17 protein-coding genes are annotated in these 16,019 nt (G+C 67.5%); 7 read left to right on the top strand and 10 right to left on the bottom strand.

The window, feature by feature from the left end; translation table 11 throughout:
* Positions 1-6: 6 nt before the first annotated feature.
* The gene (locus ACW177_RS03365; protein ID WP_492027246.1) at positions 7-483 is read right to left on the bottom strand and encodes an Lrp/AsnC family transcriptional regulator; all 477 of its coding nucleotides are present in this window, start codon (positions 481-483) and stop codon (positions 7-9) included.
* A 147-nt stretch (positions 484-630) separates the two neighbouring features.
* Between ACW177_RS03365 and ald the strand changes: the two genes are divergently transcribed.
* The 3 genes from ald (at position 631) to ACW177_RS03350 (ending at position 4,005) form a co-directional block, all read left to right on the top strand.
* Positions 631-1,749, top strand: coding sequence for an alanine dehydrogenase (ald, locus tag ACW177_RS03360; protein WP_492027245.1), 1,119 nt, complete (start codon positions 631-633; stop codon positions 1,747-1,749).
* A 195-nt stretch (positions 1,750-1,944) separates the two neighbouring features.
* The gene (obgE, locus tag ACW177_RS03355; protein WP_492027244.1) at positions 1,945-2,991 is read left to right on the top strand and encodes a GTPase ObgE; all 1,047 of its coding nucleotides are present in this window, start codon (positions 1,945-1,947) and stop codon (positions 2,989-2,991) included.
* A 132-nt stretch (positions 2,992-3,123) separates the two neighbouring features.
* The gene (locus ACW177_RS03350; protein WP_492027243.1) at positions 3,124-4,005 is read left to right on the top strand and encodes a hypothetical protein; all 882 of its coding nucleotides are present in this window, start codon (positions 3,124-3,126) and stop codon (positions 4,003-4,005) included.
* Here the strand turns inward: ACW177_RS03350 and ACW177_RS03345 are convergent.
* Both ACW177_RS03345 and ACW177_RS03340 read right to left on the bottom strand, forming a co-directional pair.
* Positions 4,002-5,168, bottom strand: a complete 1,167-nt coding sequence (locus ACW177_RS03345; protein ID WP_492027242.1) for a kynureninase/PvdN C-terminal domain-containing protein — start codon at positions 5,166-5,168, stop codon at positions 4,002-4,004. The two genes, ACW177_RS03350 and ACW177_RS03345, sit on opposite strands and share 4 nt — an antisense overlap.
* Positions 5,168-6,826: a GNAT family N-acetyltransferase gene (locus tag ACW177_RS03340; protein WP_492027241.1), complete on the bottom strand. Its 1,659-nt coding sequence runs from the start codon at positions 6,824-6,826 to the stop codon at positions 5,168-5,170. Before ACW177_RS03340 ends, ACW177_RS03345 begins: the two co-directional genes overlap by 1 nt.
* A gap of 156 nt (positions 6,827-6,982) precedes the next feature.
* On the opposite strand from ACW177_RS03340, the gene ACW177_RS03335 reads away from it, so the two are divergent.
* The gene (locus ACW177_RS03335) at positions 6,983-7,507 is read left to right on the top strand and encodes a hypothetical protein (protein ID WP_492027240.1); all 525 of its coding nucleotides are present in this window, start codon (positions 6,983-6,985) and stop codon (positions 7,505-7,507) included.
* Between the two features lie 257 nt (positions 7,508-7,764).
* Here ACW177_RS03335 and ACW177_RS03330 read toward each other — a convergent pair whose 3' ends face one another.
* The gene (locus ACW177_RS03330) at positions 7,765-8,007 is read right to left on the bottom strand and encodes a GlsB/YeaQ/YmgE family stress response membrane protein (protein WP_008258823.1); all 243 of its coding nucleotides are present in this window, start codon (positions 8,005-8,007) and stop codon (positions 7,765-7,767) included.
* 192 nt (positions 8,008-8,199) lie between these two features.
* Here ACW177_RS03330 and ACW177_RS03325 point away from each other — a divergent pair, with 192 nt between their 5' ends.
* Together ACW177_RS03325 and hisN are read left to right on the top strand one after the other, a co-directional pair.
* A complete protein-coding gene (locus ACW177_RS03325; protein WP_492027239.1) occupies positions 8,200-8,580 on the top strand; it encodes a helix-turn-helix domain-containing protein in 381 nt (126 codons plus the stop codon).
* Between the two features lie 66 nt (positions 8,581-8,646).
* A complete protein-coding gene (gene hisN, locus ACW177_RS03320) occupies positions 8,647-9,432 on the top strand; it encodes a histidinol-phosphatase (RefSeq protein ID WP_492027238.1) in 786 nt (261 codons plus the stop codon).
* A 664-nt stretch (positions 9,433-10,096) separates the two neighbouring features.
* On the opposite strand, the gene ACW177_RS03315 is transcribed toward hisN, so the two are convergent.
* The 3 genes from ACW177_RS03315 to ACW177_RS03305 all read right to left on the bottom strand — a co-directional run bounded on the left by ACW177_RS03315 (position 10,097) and on the right by ACW177_RS03305 (position 12,968).
* Positions 10,097-11,149: an alpha/beta fold hydrolase gene (locus ACW177_RS03315; protein ID WP_492027237.1), complete on the bottom strand. Its 1,053-nt coding sequence runs from the start codon at positions 11,147-11,149 to the stop codon at positions 10,097-10,099.
* Positions 11,146-12,069, bottom strand: coding sequence for a class I SAM-dependent methyltransferase (locus tag ACW177_RS03310; RefSeq protein WP_492027236.1), 924 nt, complete (start codon positions 12,067-12,069; stop codon positions 11,146-11,148). The genes ACW177_RS03315 and ACW177_RS03310 overlap by 4 nt, the downstream gene beginning before the upstream one ends.
* Before the next feature lie 89 nt (positions 12,070-12,158).
* Entirely contained in the window at positions 12,159-12,968 is an 810-nt protein-coding gene (locus tag ACW177_RS03305; RefSeq protein WP_492027235.1) for a class I SAM-dependent methyltransferase, read from the bottom strand.
* 256 nt (positions 12,969-13,224) lie between these two features.
* Here ACW177_RS03305 and ACW177_RS03300 point away from each other — a divergent pair, with 256 nt between their 5' ends.
* Complete coding sequence (locus ACW177_RS03300) at positions 13,225-13,713, top strand: Hsp20 family protein (protein ID WP_492027234.1); 489 nt, start codon at positions 13,225-13,227, stop codon at positions 13,711-13,713.
* A gap of 66 nt (positions 13,714-13,779) precedes the next feature.
* On the opposite strand, the gene ACW177_RS03295 is transcribed toward ACW177_RS03300, so the two are convergent.
* The 3 genes from ACW177_RS03295 to ACW177_RS03285 all read right to left on the bottom strand — a co-directional run bounded on the left by ACW177_RS03295 (position 13,780) and on the right by ACW177_RS03285 (position 15,986).
* Positions 13,780-14,136 carry a hypothetical protein gene (locus tag ACW177_RS03295; RefSeq protein ID WP_492027233.1) on the bottom strand — a complete coding sequence of 119 codons (357 nt, stop codon included), beginning with the start codon at positions 14,134-14,136 and terminating at the stop codon, positions 13,780-13,782.
* 67 nt (positions 14,137-14,203) lie between these two features.
* A complete protein-coding gene (locus tag ACW177_RS03290; RefSeq protein ID WP_492027232.1) occupies positions 14,204-14,680 on the bottom strand; it encodes an RNA pyrophosphohydrolase in 477 nt (158 codons plus the stop codon).
* Between the two features lie 115 nt (positions 14,681-14,795).
* On the bottom strand, positions 14,796-15,986 hold the full coding sequence (locus ACW177_RS03285; protein ID WP_492028064.1) for a divergent polysaccharide deacetylase family protein: 1,191 nt from the start codon (positions 15,984-15,986) through the stop codon (positions 14,796-14,798).
* Positions 15,987-16,019: the final 33 nt, after the last annotated feature.

Below are 16,019 nucleotides of genomic sequence, written 5' to 3'. Positions count from 1 at the left end.
CAGCGGTCAGACCGGCAAGACCCCCCGCTTGACCACCGACCGCATGGCGACGCTGGAGGAGACGCGGTGGACCCCCGGCAGGCGCGTCAGGGTCTTGGCGTGGACCCGTTCCAGATCATCGACATCGCGCACCACCAGCCGCAGCAGATAGTCGGCGCCCCCGGTCATCAGATAGCATTCCATCACCTCGGGCGCGGCGGCGACCGCCTGTTCGAAGGCGCTCAGGGCCGCCTCCGACTGGGACGACAGGGTGACGGTGACGAAGACGCTGATCGGCAGACCCACGGCCCGTTCGCTGATCACGGCGGCATAGTGATCGACCACCCCGGCGGCCTCCAGCGCCCGCAGGCGACGCAGGCAGGCGCTTTCGGACAGGGCCACCTGACGCGCCAGGTCGGCGTTGGTCATGCGGCCGTCCTGCTGCAGAAGACGGAGCATCTTCCTGTCGGTTCCGTCAATTTCGACAGCAGAAACAGTCTTCATTGGCTCACTCCATCGCAGAGACTGCGCATGTATGGCGATTAGGTGACGAAATGAACAGGATTCTGCGTCCGGCTCAGCGCTATATGTGAAGGAACGGCGATCCGCCCGCAGGGACGGACGCTCCCATCATTTCCGGAGAGGCTCCCTATGCGTGTCGGCGTTCCCAGCGAAATCAAGAAGAATGAACACCGGGTGGGCCTGACGCCGACAGCGGTGCGCGAATATGTGGCCCATGGTCATCAGGTCTCGGTCCAGACCGGGGCAGGCCTGGGCGCCGGCTTCACCGACGCGGACTACGAAAAGGCGGGCGCGACCCTGGTCGCCGACGCCGCGACGATCTTTGCGAACAACGACATGATCGTGAAGGTCAAAGAACCGCAGAAGGTCGAGTGGGAGATGCTGCGCGAGGACCAGATCCTCTACACCTATCTGCACCTGGCGCCCGATCCGGAACAGACCAAGGGCCTGCTGGCGTCCAAATGCGCCGCCATCGCCTATGAGACCGTAACCGACGCGCGCGGCGGCCTGCCGTTGCTGGCGCCCATGTCGGAAGTGGCGGGGCGGATCGCGGTCTTCTCGGCGGCCGAGACCCTGCTGAAGCACAACGGCGGCATGGGCCTGCTGTTCTGCGGCGTGCCGGGCGTGGTGCCGGCGCGGGTGCTGGTGCTGGGCGGCGGCGTCGTCGGCCTGAACGCGGCGCGGATGGCCATGGGCCTGGGCGCCGAGGTGGTGGTGCTGGAACGTTCGATCCCGCGCATGGCCTATATCGACGAGATCACCGGCGGGCGGGTCATCACCCGCTATTCGTCGATCGGCGCGATCGAGGAAGAACTGGTCAAGGCCGATGTGGTCATCGGCGCCGTCTTGGTGCCGGGCGCCTCGGCTCCCACACTGGTCAAGCGCGAACATCTGAAGACGATGAAGCCCGGATCGGTGCTGATCGACGTGGCCATCGACCAGGGCGGCTGTTTCGAGACCTCGCACGCGACGACCCACGAGGACCCGACCTATGTCATCGACGGCGTGGTCCACTATTGCGTCGCCAACATGCCGGGCGCCGCGCCACGCACCAGCTCCGAAGCACTGAACAACGCCACCCTGCCCTTCGGCCTGGCCCTGGCGGATCACGGGCTTGAGGCGCTGAAGAAAGACCCGCACCTGGCGCGCGGCCTGAACGTGCTGAAGGGCGAGATCACCTATCCTGCCGTGGCCCAGGCCCTTGGGATGGAGTCCAGCGACCCGTTTGGGGTGTGGGCCAAGGGCTGACGCACCTATCCTTCTCCCCTTGCGGGAGAAGGTGGCCCGCAGGGCCGGATGAGGGGTCGCAGCGGCTGGAACGCCCGCGCGACCCCTCGCCCGACCGCGCCAGAACGACGGCTTCGCCGCCGTGCGCGGTCTCCCTCTCCCGCAAGGGGAGAGGGGCGCCTGTAATTCGCCGTCGTCTTGCGGCATAAGCCCGCGATGAAGTTCCTCGACCAGGCAAAGATCTATATCCGCTCCGGCAACGGCGGCGCGGGTTCCGTGTCGTTTCGACGCGAGAAATTCATTCCCAACGGCGGCCCCGACGGCGGCGACGGCGGCAAGGGCGGCGACGTCTGGATCGAGGCGGTCGATGGGCTGAACACCCTGATCGACTATCGCTATCAGCAGCATTTCAAGGCCCAGACCGGCCACCACGGCCAGGGTCGCCAGATGCACGGCGGCAAGGGCGAGGACGTGCATCTGAAGGTTCCGGTCGGCACCCAGGTGCTGGACGAGGACAAGGAGACCGTGCTCCTCGACATGGACACGCCCGGCAAGATCGAGCTGTTGCTGAAGGGCGGCAACGGCGGCTGGGGCAATGTCCGTTTCAAGGGACCGACCAACCAGGCCCCCGCCTACGCCAACCCCGGCCAGGACGGGCAGGAACGGTGGATCTGGCTGCGGCTGAAGCTGATCGCCGACATCGGCCTGGCGGGCCTGCCGAACGCCGGCAAGTCCACCTTCCTGTCGGCGGCCAGCGCGGCCAAGCCCAAGATCGCCGACTATCCCTTCACCACCCTGGCGCCGAACCTTGGGATGGTGGACCTGTCGCCGTCCGAGCGGTTCGTCATCGCCGACATTCCCGGCCTGATCGAGGGCGCCAGCGAGGGCGCCGGTCTGGGCACCCGCTTCCTGGGCCACGTCGAGCGTTCGGCCAGCCTGATCCACCTGATCGACGGAACCCAGGAGGATGTGGCCGAGGCCTATCGGATCATCCGCGGCGAGCTTGAGGCCTATGGCGAAGGCCTGGCCGACAAGGCCGAGATCCTGGCGCTGAACAAGATCGACGCCCTGTCGCCCGAGGAACGCGAGGAGAAGGCGGCCGAACTGGAGGCCGTCGCCGGTCGTCGCCCCATGCTGGTCTCCGGCGTGTCCGGCGAAGGCGTGCCTGCCCTGCTGCGCGCCGCCTGGGCCGAGGTGAAGAAGACCCGGGGCGCCCTGGCCGGCGACAGCGACGCGGACCAGACCTCGGGCTGGCAGCCCTGAAAGACGTGGGGTGTGGCGTGCGAACGTCACCCCTGGATTTCGCCGGTTAATCGCCGGAGAAATAAGCGCACGACGATTTTCGATGCTATGCGTTAACCAGCGCCAAACGGTAAAGCTGGAGCCTGCCTCCCCATGCGTCGACTACTGATATGGTCAACCCTGGCCGCCCTGATCGGCCTGATCCTGGCTGGGGTCGGCTATTGGGCCTATTGGAACTTCTATTCGCGGTTCCAGCCGGTCACCATCAGCCGCGACCAGGCGGAGATCCAGCAGCTGCTGGACGAGGCGTCCTGGGTGTCCAGCGGCGGCGGGGGCGAGCCGCTCTATATCATCGCCTATCGAGACAGCGCCTCGGCCCAGCGCTATGAGCGCGAGGAGGTGGCGAAGCTGAGGGCGGCGGGGGTCGAAGCCCGCGTCATCCTGTTCGCCCGCGCCGACCGGGAAGGCCTGCCCCAGTCCACGGCGGCCGAGCGCGCCACGATCGCGGAGCTTTGGCTGACCCGCGACTGGTCGCTGTATCAGCGCTGGACCGCGACGCCCGCGCGTAACTGGACGGCGGCGGGCATACCGGCGGCGGACGGCAATCTGGCGCGTTCCGCCGTGGTCGAGGCCAGCCGGCAGTTCGATGCCCGCCTGAGCGCCCTGCTGAAGGACGCAGGCGTGCAGATCACCTATCCCCTGATCCTGTGGCGCGACCGCGAGGGCTTCCTGAAGGCCTGCGGTTGTGCGGACAGCCGGGCCTGGGCCTTTATCCGCGATGACCTGAACGCGCCCGAACGGGTGGGGCAGGCCGCGCCGGTGGACGCCCTGCCGGCAGCGGAGACGACGCCCGGAGACGGGACACCGGCGGCGGCGGATCCGTCCGCCCTGCCCTATCCGGCCCTGCCGGCCAATCCACCCGCAGCGGGTCAGACGCCGAATGCGGCCCCCAATGGCGGCCCCGCGCCGGCGTCCCCGCCGGCCCCACGCGCTGCGCCCGAGGCCAAGAAGCAGGACGATACGACCTTCTTCTAGGTTCCAAGCGCGCGGCAGGCGGCGATCAGGCGGTCCACGTCCTCGGCGTCCTGATACAGGCCGAAGCCGAAGCGGATGACGTCGTCGCGGACGTCGGTCACCACGCCTGCAGACAGCAGGGCCGTCCGCCAGGTCTGGGCGTTCTCGTGGCGCAAGGCCAGGAATCGGGCGCGCGGGCCGTCTCCGATGACGGGATTGAGGATCTGCGCCTCGCCCAGCACGCCGGCCTGACCGGCGCGAACCGCGTCCTGAAACTGGATCGCCAGCCCCCGGCTGTGATCGGCCACATCGGCCGTGGTCAGCCCCGCCTGGCTCAGCATCTCGCGCACGGCGTTGAACCGATACAGGGCCGAACTGTCGAAGGTGGCGCCCCAGAAGCGACCGCCATCCGAGCGGTACTGAACCCCGCCCGGCGGGCCTGACAGATCCCCGAACTCGGCGAACCAGCCGGTCACCACCGGCCGGGGCGCGAAGCCGTCGGGGGCGTGGAGGAAACAGGCGCCCTCGCCGGCCATGGCGTATTTGTAGCCGCCGGCGACGTAGAAGACCCGGTCCGCCACCGCCGACAGATCGGTCGGGGTCGCCATGAAGCCGTGGTAGCCGTCGACCAGGACCCAGGGGCCCTCGGGCCGGGCCAGGTCGGCCAGGGCCTCGATCCGGTCGAACCGACCGCCGGTGCGGAAGAAGACCTGGCTGACCAGGATCCAGTCGTGCCCGCCGGCAGCGGCGGCCGCAACGAACCGCTCGGCGAAGGTATCGAACGGCGCCAGGGGCACGCGGGTGACCACGGCCTGGCCGGCCTCTTCCCAGCGTTCGGCCTGGCGGCGGAAGGAATGGAACTCGCCGTCCGTGGACAAGATGCGGACCGGCCGGGTTTCGAAGGCCGAGAAGACCCGCAGCAGCAGGTCGTGGGTGTTGGACGAGAAGACCAGGCTGTTCGGATCGGGCAGACCCAGTTCCTGCGCCACTTCCGCCTGGGCGCGGGGGATGACCTCGTCGAAGATCAGATCCCATTTGCGGTCGGCGTGCAGATTGGCGTCCAGCCAGGCCTGCTGCTGGGCCTCGAAACTGACGTCGGGCCACAGATGATGGCTGTGGGCGGCGAAGTGCAGACGGTCTGGCGCCAGGGCCAGGGCGCGCGAGAACAGGGACTTGAACGACATCAGCGTCCCTTTCTGATCCCGAGCATGCCCAGCCATCCGCCGCTGGTCAGCAGGGCGACGTCCAACAGGGCCAGCGGCAGGGGCGTGGAGACGGGGGCGGCGATGAAGCGGGCCTTCCAGTCCGGCGAGAATTTGGCCTTGTAGCTGCGCAGCCCCTGGAAGCCGTAAAGGGCGCCGCCCTCTTCGAACACCAGGGCGCCGACGCGGGCGAAGACGGGGGCGACGCGACGGTCCTCCAGCCCGGCCAGGGGCGCCATGCCCAGGTCGAATGTGTCGATGCCTTCGGCCTTGGCCCACTGGACACAGCGGGTGAACAGATAGTCCATCCCCCCGTGCGGCGCCTCGGGGCTGTAGCGCATGAGGTCCACTGCGGCCTCGCCAGGGGTGACCAGCAGATTGGCGAAGGCGACGATCCGGTCCCCTTCGCGCATCACCGCCAGGGGCGTGAGGTTCAGATAGTCGATATCGAAACGGCCCAGGGAGAAGGCTTTTTCCGCCCCATTATGCATGGTCAGCCAGGCGTCGGAGATGGCTTTCAGCTCGGCCTCCAAGGGTTTGGCCGCGCCGGGCGGCAGAACCTCGAACCGGGCGCCTTCCCGTTCGGCCCGGTTCAGGGCGGTGCGGAGGTTCTGCTTGCTCTTGCCTTCCAGGCTGAAGGCTTCGGTACGGATCACGGCCGTCTCGCCCACCTTGCGCATGGCCAGGCCCATGGTCGCCAGTTCGCTGAGGATACCGTCGCCGACGGAATAGAAGACGGCCGAACCGCCGTAGCTGTCGGCCATTTCGGCGAAGCTCCACAACAGCTCCTGGCGTTCCTCGACCACGCCGGCCGGCTCGCCCATGGCGATCCAGCGCCGGCCGCGCACGCGATAGGCCAGGAAGCTGCGGCCTGAGGGGCTGAACAACAGGGCCTTGTCGCCCAGCATGGCCAGCCAGGCCTCGGGCGTCGCCTCCTCGGCCGCCTCCAGGGCGATGCGGGCGCGTTCGATCTCGTCCGCCGAGGCGGGGCCGTGGTTGTCGGCGCCGGGCGAGCTGAGCAGGGAACGGCCGGCCACAAGCAGGGTCAACAGGGACAGGACCAGGCCGGCGCGGAGGAAGCCCGAGGCCTGGCGATCCACCAGGAACCGCCACCACAGCTCGTCGGAATAGGCCACGTCGCGATAGGCGAAGAAGCCCAGCCACAGCATGGCGACGACCACGGCGATCAGCAGCAGCAGCCAGCCGGGCCTCAAGGGCTCGCTGAGGCGGGAGCGGCGATTGAAGGCCGTGCGGCAGGGGGCGAGCAGGATGGCGACGATGATCAGGTCGATCGATTCCTGCCAGTCCAGTCCCTTGAGCACCGAGAAGACGGCCCCGACCGCAAGCACGGCAAGGGCGGCCCAATAGGCCCCGCGCCGGCGCCGCCACAGGCCCGCCGAGAGCAACAGCAGGACGAAGCCGGCGATGCTGGCCACGAAGTGGGACAGGTCGATCAGGATCGGCGAGACCACCCCGGTCAGCTGACGCAAGCGCTCGTCAAACTCGGGCGTGACGGCCGAGATCAGCATCAGAGCCCCGGCGCCGAAGGCGACCACGGCGAAGATCTGGGGCGTCAGCTCATAGGCCAAGCCAAGCAATCGGCGGAGCAGGCGGGGCACATAGACGTTGCGGCGGTTCACACGGCCCCCTAGCGATTCGACGGAATGCCTCACCTTAGACCAAGAATCGGCCAACCGGGGCAGTCCCGAGGTCTTTTCGAGGCATACGAAACAATCCGTAACATAGCGAGTTTTGGGGTTGCGGGCGCCGGGCCCGTGCAACCGGATGTAAGTCCCATGACCTTCAAGACCGCTATTCTGGGCAGCGCCGCCGCCGCCTTCATGATCGCCTCGCCCGTCCTGGCTCAGGACGCCTCCACCACCCAGACGCCTTCGGCCGAAGCCACCGCCCAGCCAAGCCTTTCCCTGACCCCGGGCACCACCGTCGCCGGCCCTGACGGCGAACTGGGCAAGCTGGAAGGCGTTCAGAACAACGCCTCGGGCGCCCAGGAACTGACGGTGCGGGGCGCCGATGGTCAGCTTCGTGCAGTGCCGCTGAACGGCATCCGTCCGGACGGCGCCAATGTCGCCGTGGACTATACAAAGGCCGAGTTCGACGCCGCCGCTCCGATGACCGATCCTTCGGCGACATCGCCGTCATCGACCCCGCCGTCATCGAGCATGCCGTCCTCGACGATGCCGTCCACGCCGCCGGTGCTGCCGACGCCCACGACGCCGGAACCGGCGATCCCCGATCCGGCCGACCCGTCGGGCAGCAGCGACCCGATGGCGCCGCCCACCGGCGATCAGCCCCAGGGCTGACGTCGTGCGGGCCTGGCCCCGCTGATCGATAGAGACAAGGCGGTCGGGACGTGTCCTGACCGCCTTTTCGCGCCGGATGGCGAAGCCGTGTCGGGTTGAGCGGGGCGAAACGGGGCGGGAAGCCATACGCCGCCGCGATTTGAAGCGATGGGAAAAAGACTGAGCGTCGTCCAACTTCGGAACGCCGGCCACCGCCTCATACGAAAAAGGGCGGCTCTTGCGAGCCGCCCTTTCATCGTTTCAGTCCAGAGGGACGATCAGGCGCGACGCTTGACCAGACCCAGCAGGAACAGAAGAATGATGGCGCCGATGGTCGCCACGATGGTCGAACCGATCCAGCCGCCCCAGGCGAAGCCCAGCGCATTGGCGACGAAACCGCCGATCAGGGCGCCGATGACGCCGACGATCAGATTGGTGATCAGGCCGTGATTACGGCCCATGATTTGTTCCGCGAGCCAGCCCGCGACGATACCGATAATGATCCAGGCGATAATGCCCATGATGTAGTTTCCTTCCGTTGAAGCCAAGCTGCCGACTAAATGCGCCCGGAGGAAATGGGTTGCGACCGACTTGACCAGGCGTTCGAAGAACCGCGTAACTCCCCTGCCGCGCGACCTTCGGCACGCGGATTGCGGCGTGCAAGGCGAGCCGTCCCGCGTTGGGACAGGTCGCAAGATGAGGAACTGGGGGCCATGGCCACCGACATCGATCTCCACCTGGGCCGCCGCCTGCGGCGTCGCCGTCGCCTGCTGGGCCTGACCCAGCAGCAGCTGGCCGTTCAGGTCGGCATCCGTTTCCAGCAGATCCAGAAATACGAATGCGGCGCCAACCGCATCTCGGCCGCCCGCCTGTGGCAGCTGGCCGAGGCGCTGGAGACGCCCGTCAGCTATTTCTACGACGGGGTGACCGAGGCGCTGGAGCGCAAGGACGCCACCCAGACCGGGGGCGAGATGTTCTCGCGCAAGGAGACGCTGGATCTGATCCAGGCCTATTACCAGCTGGGCGAACGGCCGCGCCGACGCCTGCTGGACCTGGCCAAGTCGCTGCACGACGCCAACGACGCCGTCGTCTGACGCTCACGAGAATCGGGCGTCGGTCGGGGTTCTCGCGAAGGGGCGATCCGGGCTAAGAGCAGGCCCATGACCGAATTCGAATCCTTCGCGGTGGAGCTGGCGCACGAAGCCGCGCGCATCACCCTGCCCTTCTTCCGCTCGGACATCGGGCATGAGGACAAGGGCGGGGCGGCGGGCTTCGACCCGGTGACCGAGGCCGACAAACAGGCCGAGGCGGCGATCCGCCGCCTGATCGCCGACCGCTATCCGGACCATGGCGTCATCGGCGAGGAATATGGCGAGGACCGGCCGGACGCCGACCACGTCTGGGTGCTGGACCCCATCGACGGCACGCGGGCCTTCATCTCGGGCCTGCCGCTGTGGACCACACTGATCGCCCTGCGCGTCGGCGGCAAACCGACCGTCGGCGTGATCGCCCAGCCCTATCTGGACGAAATCTTCATCGGCGGCCCGTCCGGCGCCCGGCTGATGCGCGGCGAAACCGAGACGCCCCTGGCGGTGCGGTCGTGCGAACATCTGACCGACGCCGTCATCTCGACCACCGATCCGAACATCTTCAACGGCGCCGAACGGGGCGCCTGGACCCAGGTCCGCGCCGCCGCCCGCCTGGCCCGCCTGGGCTGCGACGCCTATGCCTACGCCATGGTGGCGGCGGGCAAGATGGACCTGGTCGCCGAGACCAGCCTGAAGTCCTGGGACTGGTCCGCCCTGGTCCCGGTGATCGAGGCGGCCGGCGGCCGGGTGGTCAACTGGCGCGGGGAGGCGCCGGACGGCAGCGGGCAGATATTGGCCGTGGGGGATGAACGGCTGATCGATCAGGCGCTGGTGACGCTGAAGCGGGCGGCGGGCTGAAAGCAGACGTCGGGACTGGCTGCAACGGGTGGGAAACGGACCTTGGCTTCTGAGATAATCAATGAAACGGTGGCCCCATGATTGGTCAGCCCCTCATCCAGCGACGATCCAATGGCTTCGAGATAGCTCACAGGGTTCAAGGCGACGAGCATCGCATTGAAGTGACTATTGGAACGTCATTCAACGAACTTTATTGGGACCTTACGGCGGACGACCTGAGAAAAGGTTGGTGGCGTCATCGCGCGGTTCGCAGAATATTGCGGGACCAAGGGGCGCAATGGTTATTGCGCGCACTCCCGAAGTTGGTGAACAAGCGGCTTTCACTCGATCAACTCCGAGCATTGGCGACGAAGTCCGCTTAGGGTCGGGAGCGGCGGTCCCGAGAGCGGGGCTTCCTTTACTTTCGTCATCCTCCGGCAAGCCGCGTCTTCGCGGCGCAGACCGGGGGACCCAGCGGCGCCGAAGGCGATGGTTCGGCCGCATGATGTTTGAACGGCGAGTCCTCGGCAGGTTCGCGCTCCCGCGCGCCGCTGGGTCCCCCGGTCTCGCTACGCTCGCCGGAGGATGACGAAAGTGAACAGACGCACCAAAGTCAGCAACCGTTCGGTTTGCGACATGGGCCGCAGGTCAAGCCCGAGGATGACGGGTTTGGAGTAAGCGCCCCTCACGCCACCGACGGCGTCTCTTCCGTCACGTCCTCGATCCTCGCCGACGGATCAACCTCCGTCGCGCCCTGCACCGGCGAGACGTAGTCGGCCATGGCGTCGAACTCGTCGAGGAAGACGGCGCGCATGGGGTCGGCTTCCATGATGACTTCGTGCTTGGCGCCGGGGATCTCGACATAGCGGCCGCGGCCCAGGCGTTTAGCGGCCCAGCGGCTGGTCTGTTTCCAGACCACGTCGTCGGCGTCGGCCTGGACGAAGGCGACGGGAATCTTGACCGCCTTCAGAGCCTTGGACTTCAGCGCGCGCTCGCCGGCGTCGAGGGCGAAGGCCAGCCAGCCGTAGGTGGGGCCGCCGATGGCCAGGTGGGGGCAGGCGTACAGCTGCTGTCGCCACATCTCGTAACGGGTCTCGTCCGAGGTCAGGGCGTCCTCGGCGAAGGTGTGGTCGAACGGATCGTCCGGGTCGCCCAAGATATAGTCGCCCGCATGGCCGTGACGGATGTTCCAGCGCACCGCCAGCTTGACCGACCACATCGAGCGTTTGCCGGTCTTGATCCGCAGCATGGGGCTGGACAGGATCGCGCCCGAGAAGCGGGTCTCGCCCGCTTCCAGCGTCAGCAGGTTCAGGCAGGCGCCCATGGAATGGCCGACCATGATCCAGGGCTTGGGGCACTGGCTTTCGAAGGCGTCCAGCAGGCGGCCGTAGTCGTCCAGAAACTCTTCGACCGCGCGGGCGTGGCCCTTGAGCCGGTCGGGCAGGAGGCGGGCCGACAGGCCCTGGCCGCGCCAATCGTGGGCCAGGACGCACCAGCCGCGCGCCAGGAAATTGCCGATGACCTCGAAATATTTCTCGATCGGCTCAGTGCGGCCGGGGCTGAGCACCACGGTCCCGCGCGCCGTTTCGGCCGTCAGGTGCGAGGGGGTCCAGAGGGCGGCGCGTAGACGCATGCCGCCGGCGCCGCGATACCAGTCGCCCTTGCCGCCCGGAGGCGAAGAGGCGCCGGGGACTCCCATCAGGGGCGCATTGGCGGCGAAGGCTTGGGCGCGGTTCACTCGGGTTTCCTGAACTTCAAGGTCATACGGTCGCTTTCGCCGATCTCTTCGAACTTGGACCGGTCGAACGTGGGGTCGGCGGGTTCGCCCCGGGGGGCGGTCAGACGCATCGGCGGCAGGGTGTCGACGCCGAACGGATGGTCCTTGGTGTCCTTGTCGTTGGCGTTGATCTCGGAGGCGGCGACGAAGACGAAGCCGGCCTCGGCCGCCAGCTGTTTGACGAAGGCCTCCTGGACATAGCCGTTGGCGGCCACCGGATCCTGATCTTCTTCCGGGGCCAGACGGTGCTGTTCGATGCCCAGAACCCCGCCGGGCTTCAGGGCCGCAAAGGCGTCGGAGAAGGCTTTTTCCGCGATCCCGGCGGCCATCCAGCCGTGCAGGGTGCGCAGGAACAGGCACAGATCGGCCGTGCCCGCCGGCGCCACGGGGCCGGAGCCGGCGCCGAAGAAGGTGAATTGGGGTTCGCCGTATCGTTTCTTGTCGGCGCTGAACCGGGTCTGGAAGGCGGCGTTCAGGGCGGCCTGGGCCGGGTCGGCGGTCGGGCCTTCGGGGAAGAGGGCGGCGATATAGGTCCCCTCGCCCTCGGCCAGATAGGGGGCCAGGATTTCGGTGTACCAGCCGCTGCCGGGCCAGAACTCGACCACCGTCATGGTCGGCTTGAGACCGAAGAAGCGCAGGGTCTCCATCGGATGACGGAAGGGGTCGCGCGGCCGGTCCTGGGCGCGCCAGGGGCCGGCGACAGCCCATTCCAGCGAACCCTCGGGCGGGCCGGCGGGGGCGGGCGGGGCTTCGGGGGCGGCTTCCTTCTTGCGTCCGCAGGCCGCCATGCCGGTCAGGGCCCCGGTCAGGGCCAGTCCGGCGGCGCCGGACAGCAGAAACCGGCGCGACAGGCCGCTGGAAATCGCAGAAAGATCAGCCATCAAAACACCCCCTAGGAACGCCGGGCCCCGCGTCCGGCAAACCTTGGTCGAACGGGCTTACTCACGTTCGCCGCGCGGGTCAAAAGGGACTATTCCGGCTTGCGGAACCGCAGGGTCATGCGGTCACTCTCGCCGATTGCATCGAAGGCCGCGCGCTGGTCCGGGGTCAGGGCGCCCGAGCCGTCGCGGGCCTGGGACTGGCGCACCGGCGGCAGGGTCCAGACGCCGAACGGGTGGTCGTGGTCGTCCTTGGGATTGGCGTTCAGCTCGCTGCGCGCCTCCAGCACGAAGCCGGCGTCCTGGGCTTCATGGATCACATAGCTTTCGGGGACATAGCCGGTCGAGGCGACGCCGGCGACGTTCAGCCCCTCGGCGCTGCGGTGCTGTTCGACGGCCAGGATCCCGCCGGGCTTCAGGGCGGCGTAGAAGGCCTTCAGATAGGGTTCGGTGCGGCCGTCGCGCGACCAGTTGTGGAAGGCGCGGGCCACCAGGATGAAGTCGGCCGAGCCGGGCTCGACCCCCATGCCCTCCAGCGGGCGGTTGACGCCGACATAGCGGCCGCCGGTCGCCGCCGCATAGGGCTCCAGAATATGCCGCCACCAGCTGGCGCCGCCCGGCTCGATCTCGACCACGGTCATGCCGGGCGTCAGACCCCAGAAGGTCAGGGCCTCGTAGGGATGACGCGCGGCGTCGCGGGCGCGGTCGGCGGCGGGCCGGGTCTCGGCGGCGACGGCGGCTTGCAGCGCCGTGTCCTCCTCGAAGCTCGGCATGGCGCTGGACAGGGCCGAGCGCGGCGGGGTCCAGGCGCCCTCGGTGGGGGCGGTTTGAGACTGGGCGGAGACCGTCGTCGCGGCGACGGTCGACAGCAGGGCGGCGAGGCCGAAGGCGGCGAGACGCATGGGGTCTTCCTTCATCAAGGGTGATCTTCAATACGGGGCGCGGCGGCCGGCGCAAATGACGATCGTGAGACGTGGGGATTCGTCGCGTGCGACCGACCCCTTGACGCTCGTTCGTCGCATCCCATTTCATCTCTCGAGAGCGCCGATTTCGGGCTCTCCAGACCGACGGCGCCGATTTCGGGTCGCCGGGCTGAACCCCAACCGTCCGGGCAAACCGCCGGGCGGCTCAACCTTGCTGATCCGCAGGAGGATGCTGATGCGTACCTATGATTTCACCCCGCTGTACCGTTCGGCCGTCGGTTTCGACCGCCTGGCCAATCTGCTGGAAACCGCCGCGCGGACCAGCCAGGACGGCGGCTATCCGCCCTATAATATCGAGACCACGGGCGAGAACGCCTATCGCATCGAGATCGCCGTCGCCGGATTTTCTCCCGACGAGCTGAATATCGAAGTGAAGGAAAACCTGCTGACCGTCACCGGCCGCAAGACCGCCAATGACGACGCCGAGGCGCAGAAGACCTATCTGCACCGCGGCCTGGCCGAGCGCGATTTCGAGCGCCGCTTCCAGCTGGCCGACTATGTGATCGTGAGCGAGGCCAATCTGGTCAACGGCCTGCTGTCGATTTCGCTGAAGCGCGAACTGCCCGAGGCGCTGAAGCCCCGCCGCATCGAAATCGGCGGCGCCCAGCCACTGATCGAGGGCCAAGCCGACAAGACCAAGACGGATAAGGCCAAGGCGGCCTGATCGGTCTCTCTGGAACTGGAAAGGGCGGCGTTCGCGCCGCCCTTTTTTGTGTCCAATGATCAGCAGTCAGCGCAGGTCGAACTCAGCAGCCATGCAAACTGGAACCTTGAACGACACGCGATGCGTCAACTGGGACGATCCAACGTTTTTGGTGGCCTCAACACTGCCCTTGCGTGCTTCCAACCCGCCTATGGAAACGACCTTGAGGCTTCCGCCCACACCGCCATCTTTGGAAGAAGACGCCTCATGTGCATCCGAAACGACCAAAGAGACATCAAACTCGATGTAGGTGATTTCAGCGACCATTTTTCCGTCGATAGTGCCTGGAGTGATAGCAAAGACACTTCTGGATTTTTCCTTTGCGTTCTTCACACCTTGGGCGATTTCACTGAGGGTTTCCTCGATCAGGTCGCTGAGTTTCATCCCTGTATCCTCACGTCGGCTCGATTTATCGACAAGCAGACACAGATACCGTGAATATGCGAGCTCTCTATGCCGCCAGGTGGGCGAAGGCGGCGACTACCTGTTCGTAGGCCGGGCGTTTGAACGGCACGATCAGGTCGCAGGCCTCAGCCAACGAACCCCAGCGCCAGGCGTCAAACTCGATCTCGTCGTCGGCCGCCAGGTCGATCTCGCTGTCCTGGCCGGTGAAGCGGAAGGCGAACCACTGCTGGCGCTGACCCTTAAAGCCGCGCCAGCCCTTGGGATTGTTCATCGCCTCGGGCGGGAAGTCGTACAGGATCCAGTCGTCGGTCCGCGCCAGGAATTCGACCGAGGTCACGCCGGTCTCTTCCTTCAGTTCCCGCAGGGCGGCGGCCAGCAGATCCTCGCCGTCGTCCACGCCCCCTTGCGGAAACTGCCAGTTATACGGGCCGGGCGTGGCGTGGCGGCGGCCGTACCAGACCTGGCCTTCGGCGTTGAACAGCACGACGCCGACATTGGGGCGGTAGAGGGAAAGGTCGGTCATGGAGCCTTGGTGAATAGTGCTAGTGAGCAAGGGGTGAGCGATGGTGCGGCGGGCAAATCTCAGCTCACCTCTTGCTCACTAGCACTATTCACCAGCACGGCTCACCAGCACCGGATCAGCGCCCCGGCCGCAGGCTCATGGCGGACGCCGGAGCCAGCTGCAGGCCGCGCTGTTCCAGGCCGGCGGTCCAGCGGGCGGCGGCCTCGACCGTCACCGGATAGGAGAAGCCGGTTCCCAGGGCCGAGCCGCGCAGCTTGGCCTGGGCTTCCAGACTGTTCAGGGCGGCGATGATGGCGGCGGGGGACTGGGTCTGGTCGATGACCTTGTCGGCGCTGGCGCGGGCCCAGGCGCCGGGGCGGCGCTGGAAGGAGCCGTCGTCGAGGAAGGCGATCCCGCGCTGGCGCAGGGTCGAGAGGAAGGCGTTCATCCCCGTGTCCGAGGTCGCGAACCGGTCGCCCAGATAGTTGGTCACGCCGAAATAGCCGACAGCGCGCCCCAGCAGCCAGTCCATCTTGGCGTGGACGTCGTCGGGCGTTCCGCTGGCCAGCAGGGTGAAGGGGCCGGGGTCGTTGTCCGGATAGCCGCTGGGCTCCATCGGCATTTCCAGCATGACCTCATGGCCCTGGGCGCGGGCCTGGTCGATCCAGGACTGAAGATTGTCGGCATAGGGGACGAAGCTGAGGGTCACCTCGGCCGGCAGGCGTTCGATGGCGGCGCGGGTGGTGACGGCGTTCAGCCCCAAACCGCCGACGATCAGGGCCACGCGCGGCTTGCCGTTCGAGCGGAAGGGCCGGGCATAGGCCTGGGCCGGGACACGGCCGTCGGGCGCGATCATCGGCAGGGCGCCGCTGGGGCCGGGTTGCGACAGGCCGGCGATCGGCGCCTTGGGCAGGGGCGAGGCAGGCTGGACCGGAGCAGTATAGCTGGCGCCGCCCGCGACGGTGGCGCCGTCCGGCAGGGTGATCACGGCCTCGCCGCCCGCCGCGCCGCTGGGATCGCCGGTTCCCGTCAGATCCTGATACAGGCCCATGGCCCCCATGGAGAAGGCCTCGAACCCGGTCGGCGCCGGGGCGGGCGCCGCCTCTTCGCGGTGCAGGGCGATACGGGCCGAGGGCGTGCCCGCATGGGGGTCGCCCAGGACGGTCAGGAACAGGGCGCTGGTGGACAGCAGGAACAGGCCGGCCAGACCGGCGATCACCGGCGGCTTCTTCAGCACGGCGACGACGGGCTTCAGGCTCAGCTTTCCACGCGCAGCGGGTGGAGAACCGGCGGCGGCGGCGAGAGCGGACTGGCGTTTGGCGAACATGGACACGGGGCGGAATCCTTCGATCCCATCCTC

Source organism: Brevundimonas sp. AVps23W, assembly GCF_058681395.1.
The sequence above is the reverse complement of the archived record's forward strand: the minus strand, read 5'-3'. Positions and strand labels throughout refer to the sequence as shown.

Coding starts and splice junctions, on each gene's coding strand:
- ACW177_RS03330 (WP_008258823.1), bottom strand. CDS start 8,007: ATGGGCATTATCGCCTGGATCATTATCGGTATCGTCGCGGGCTGGCTC.
- ACW177_RS03300 (WP_492027234.1), top strand. CDS start 13,225: ATGCGTACCTATGATTTCACCCCGCTGTACCGTTCGGCCGTCGGTTTC.
- obgE (WP_492027244.1), top strand. CDS start 1,945: ATGAAGTTCCTCGACCAGGCAAAGATCTATATCCGCTCCGGCAACGGC.
- hisN (WP_492027238.1), top strand. CDS start 8,647: ATGACCGAATTCGAATCCTTCGCGGTGGAGCTGGCGCACGAAGCCGCG.
- ACW177_RS03305 (WP_492027235.1), bottom strand. CDS start 12,968: ATGCGTCTCGCCGCCTTCGGCCTCGCCGCCCTGCTGTCGACCGTCGCC.
- ACW177_RS03365 (WP_492027246.1), bottom strand. CDS start 483: ATGAAGACTGTTTCTGCTGTCGAAATTGACGGAACCGACAGGAAGATG.
- ACW177_RS03285 (WP_492028064.1), bottom strand. CDS start 15,986: ATGTTCGCCAAACGCCAGTCCGCTCTCGCCGCCGCCGCCGGTTCTCCA.
- ACW177_RS03325 (WP_492027239.1), top strand. CDS start 8,200: ATGGCCACCGACATCGATCTCCACCTGGGCCGCCGCCTGCGGCGTCGC.
- ACW177_RS03345 (WP_492027242.1), bottom strand. CDS start 5,168: ATGTCGTTCAAGTCCCTGTTCTCGCGCGCCCTGGCCCTGGCGCCAGAC.
- ACW177_RS03310 (WP_492027236.1), bottom strand. CDS start 12,069: ATGGCTGATCTTTCTGCGATTTCCAGCGGCCTGTCGCGCCGGTTTCTG.
- ald (WP_492027245.1), top strand. CDS start 631: ATGCGTGTCGGCGTTCCCAGCGAAATCAAGAAGAATGAACACCGGGTG.
- ACW177_RS03295 (WP_492027233.1), bottom strand. CDS start 14,136: ATGAAACTCAGCGACCTGATCGAGGAAACCCTCAGTGAAATCGCCCAA.
- ACW177_RS03290 (WP_492027232.1), bottom strand. CDS start 14,680: ATGACCGACCTTTCCCTCTACCGCCCCAATGTCGGCGTCGTGCTGTTC.
- ACW177_RS03335 (WP_492027240.1), top strand. CDS start 6,983: ATGACCTTCAAGACCGCTATTCTGGGCAGCGCCGCCGCCGCCTTCATG.
- ACW177_RS03350 (WP_492027243.1), top strand. CDS start 3,124: ATGCGTCGACTACTGATATGGTCAACCCTGGCCGCCCTGATCGGCCTG.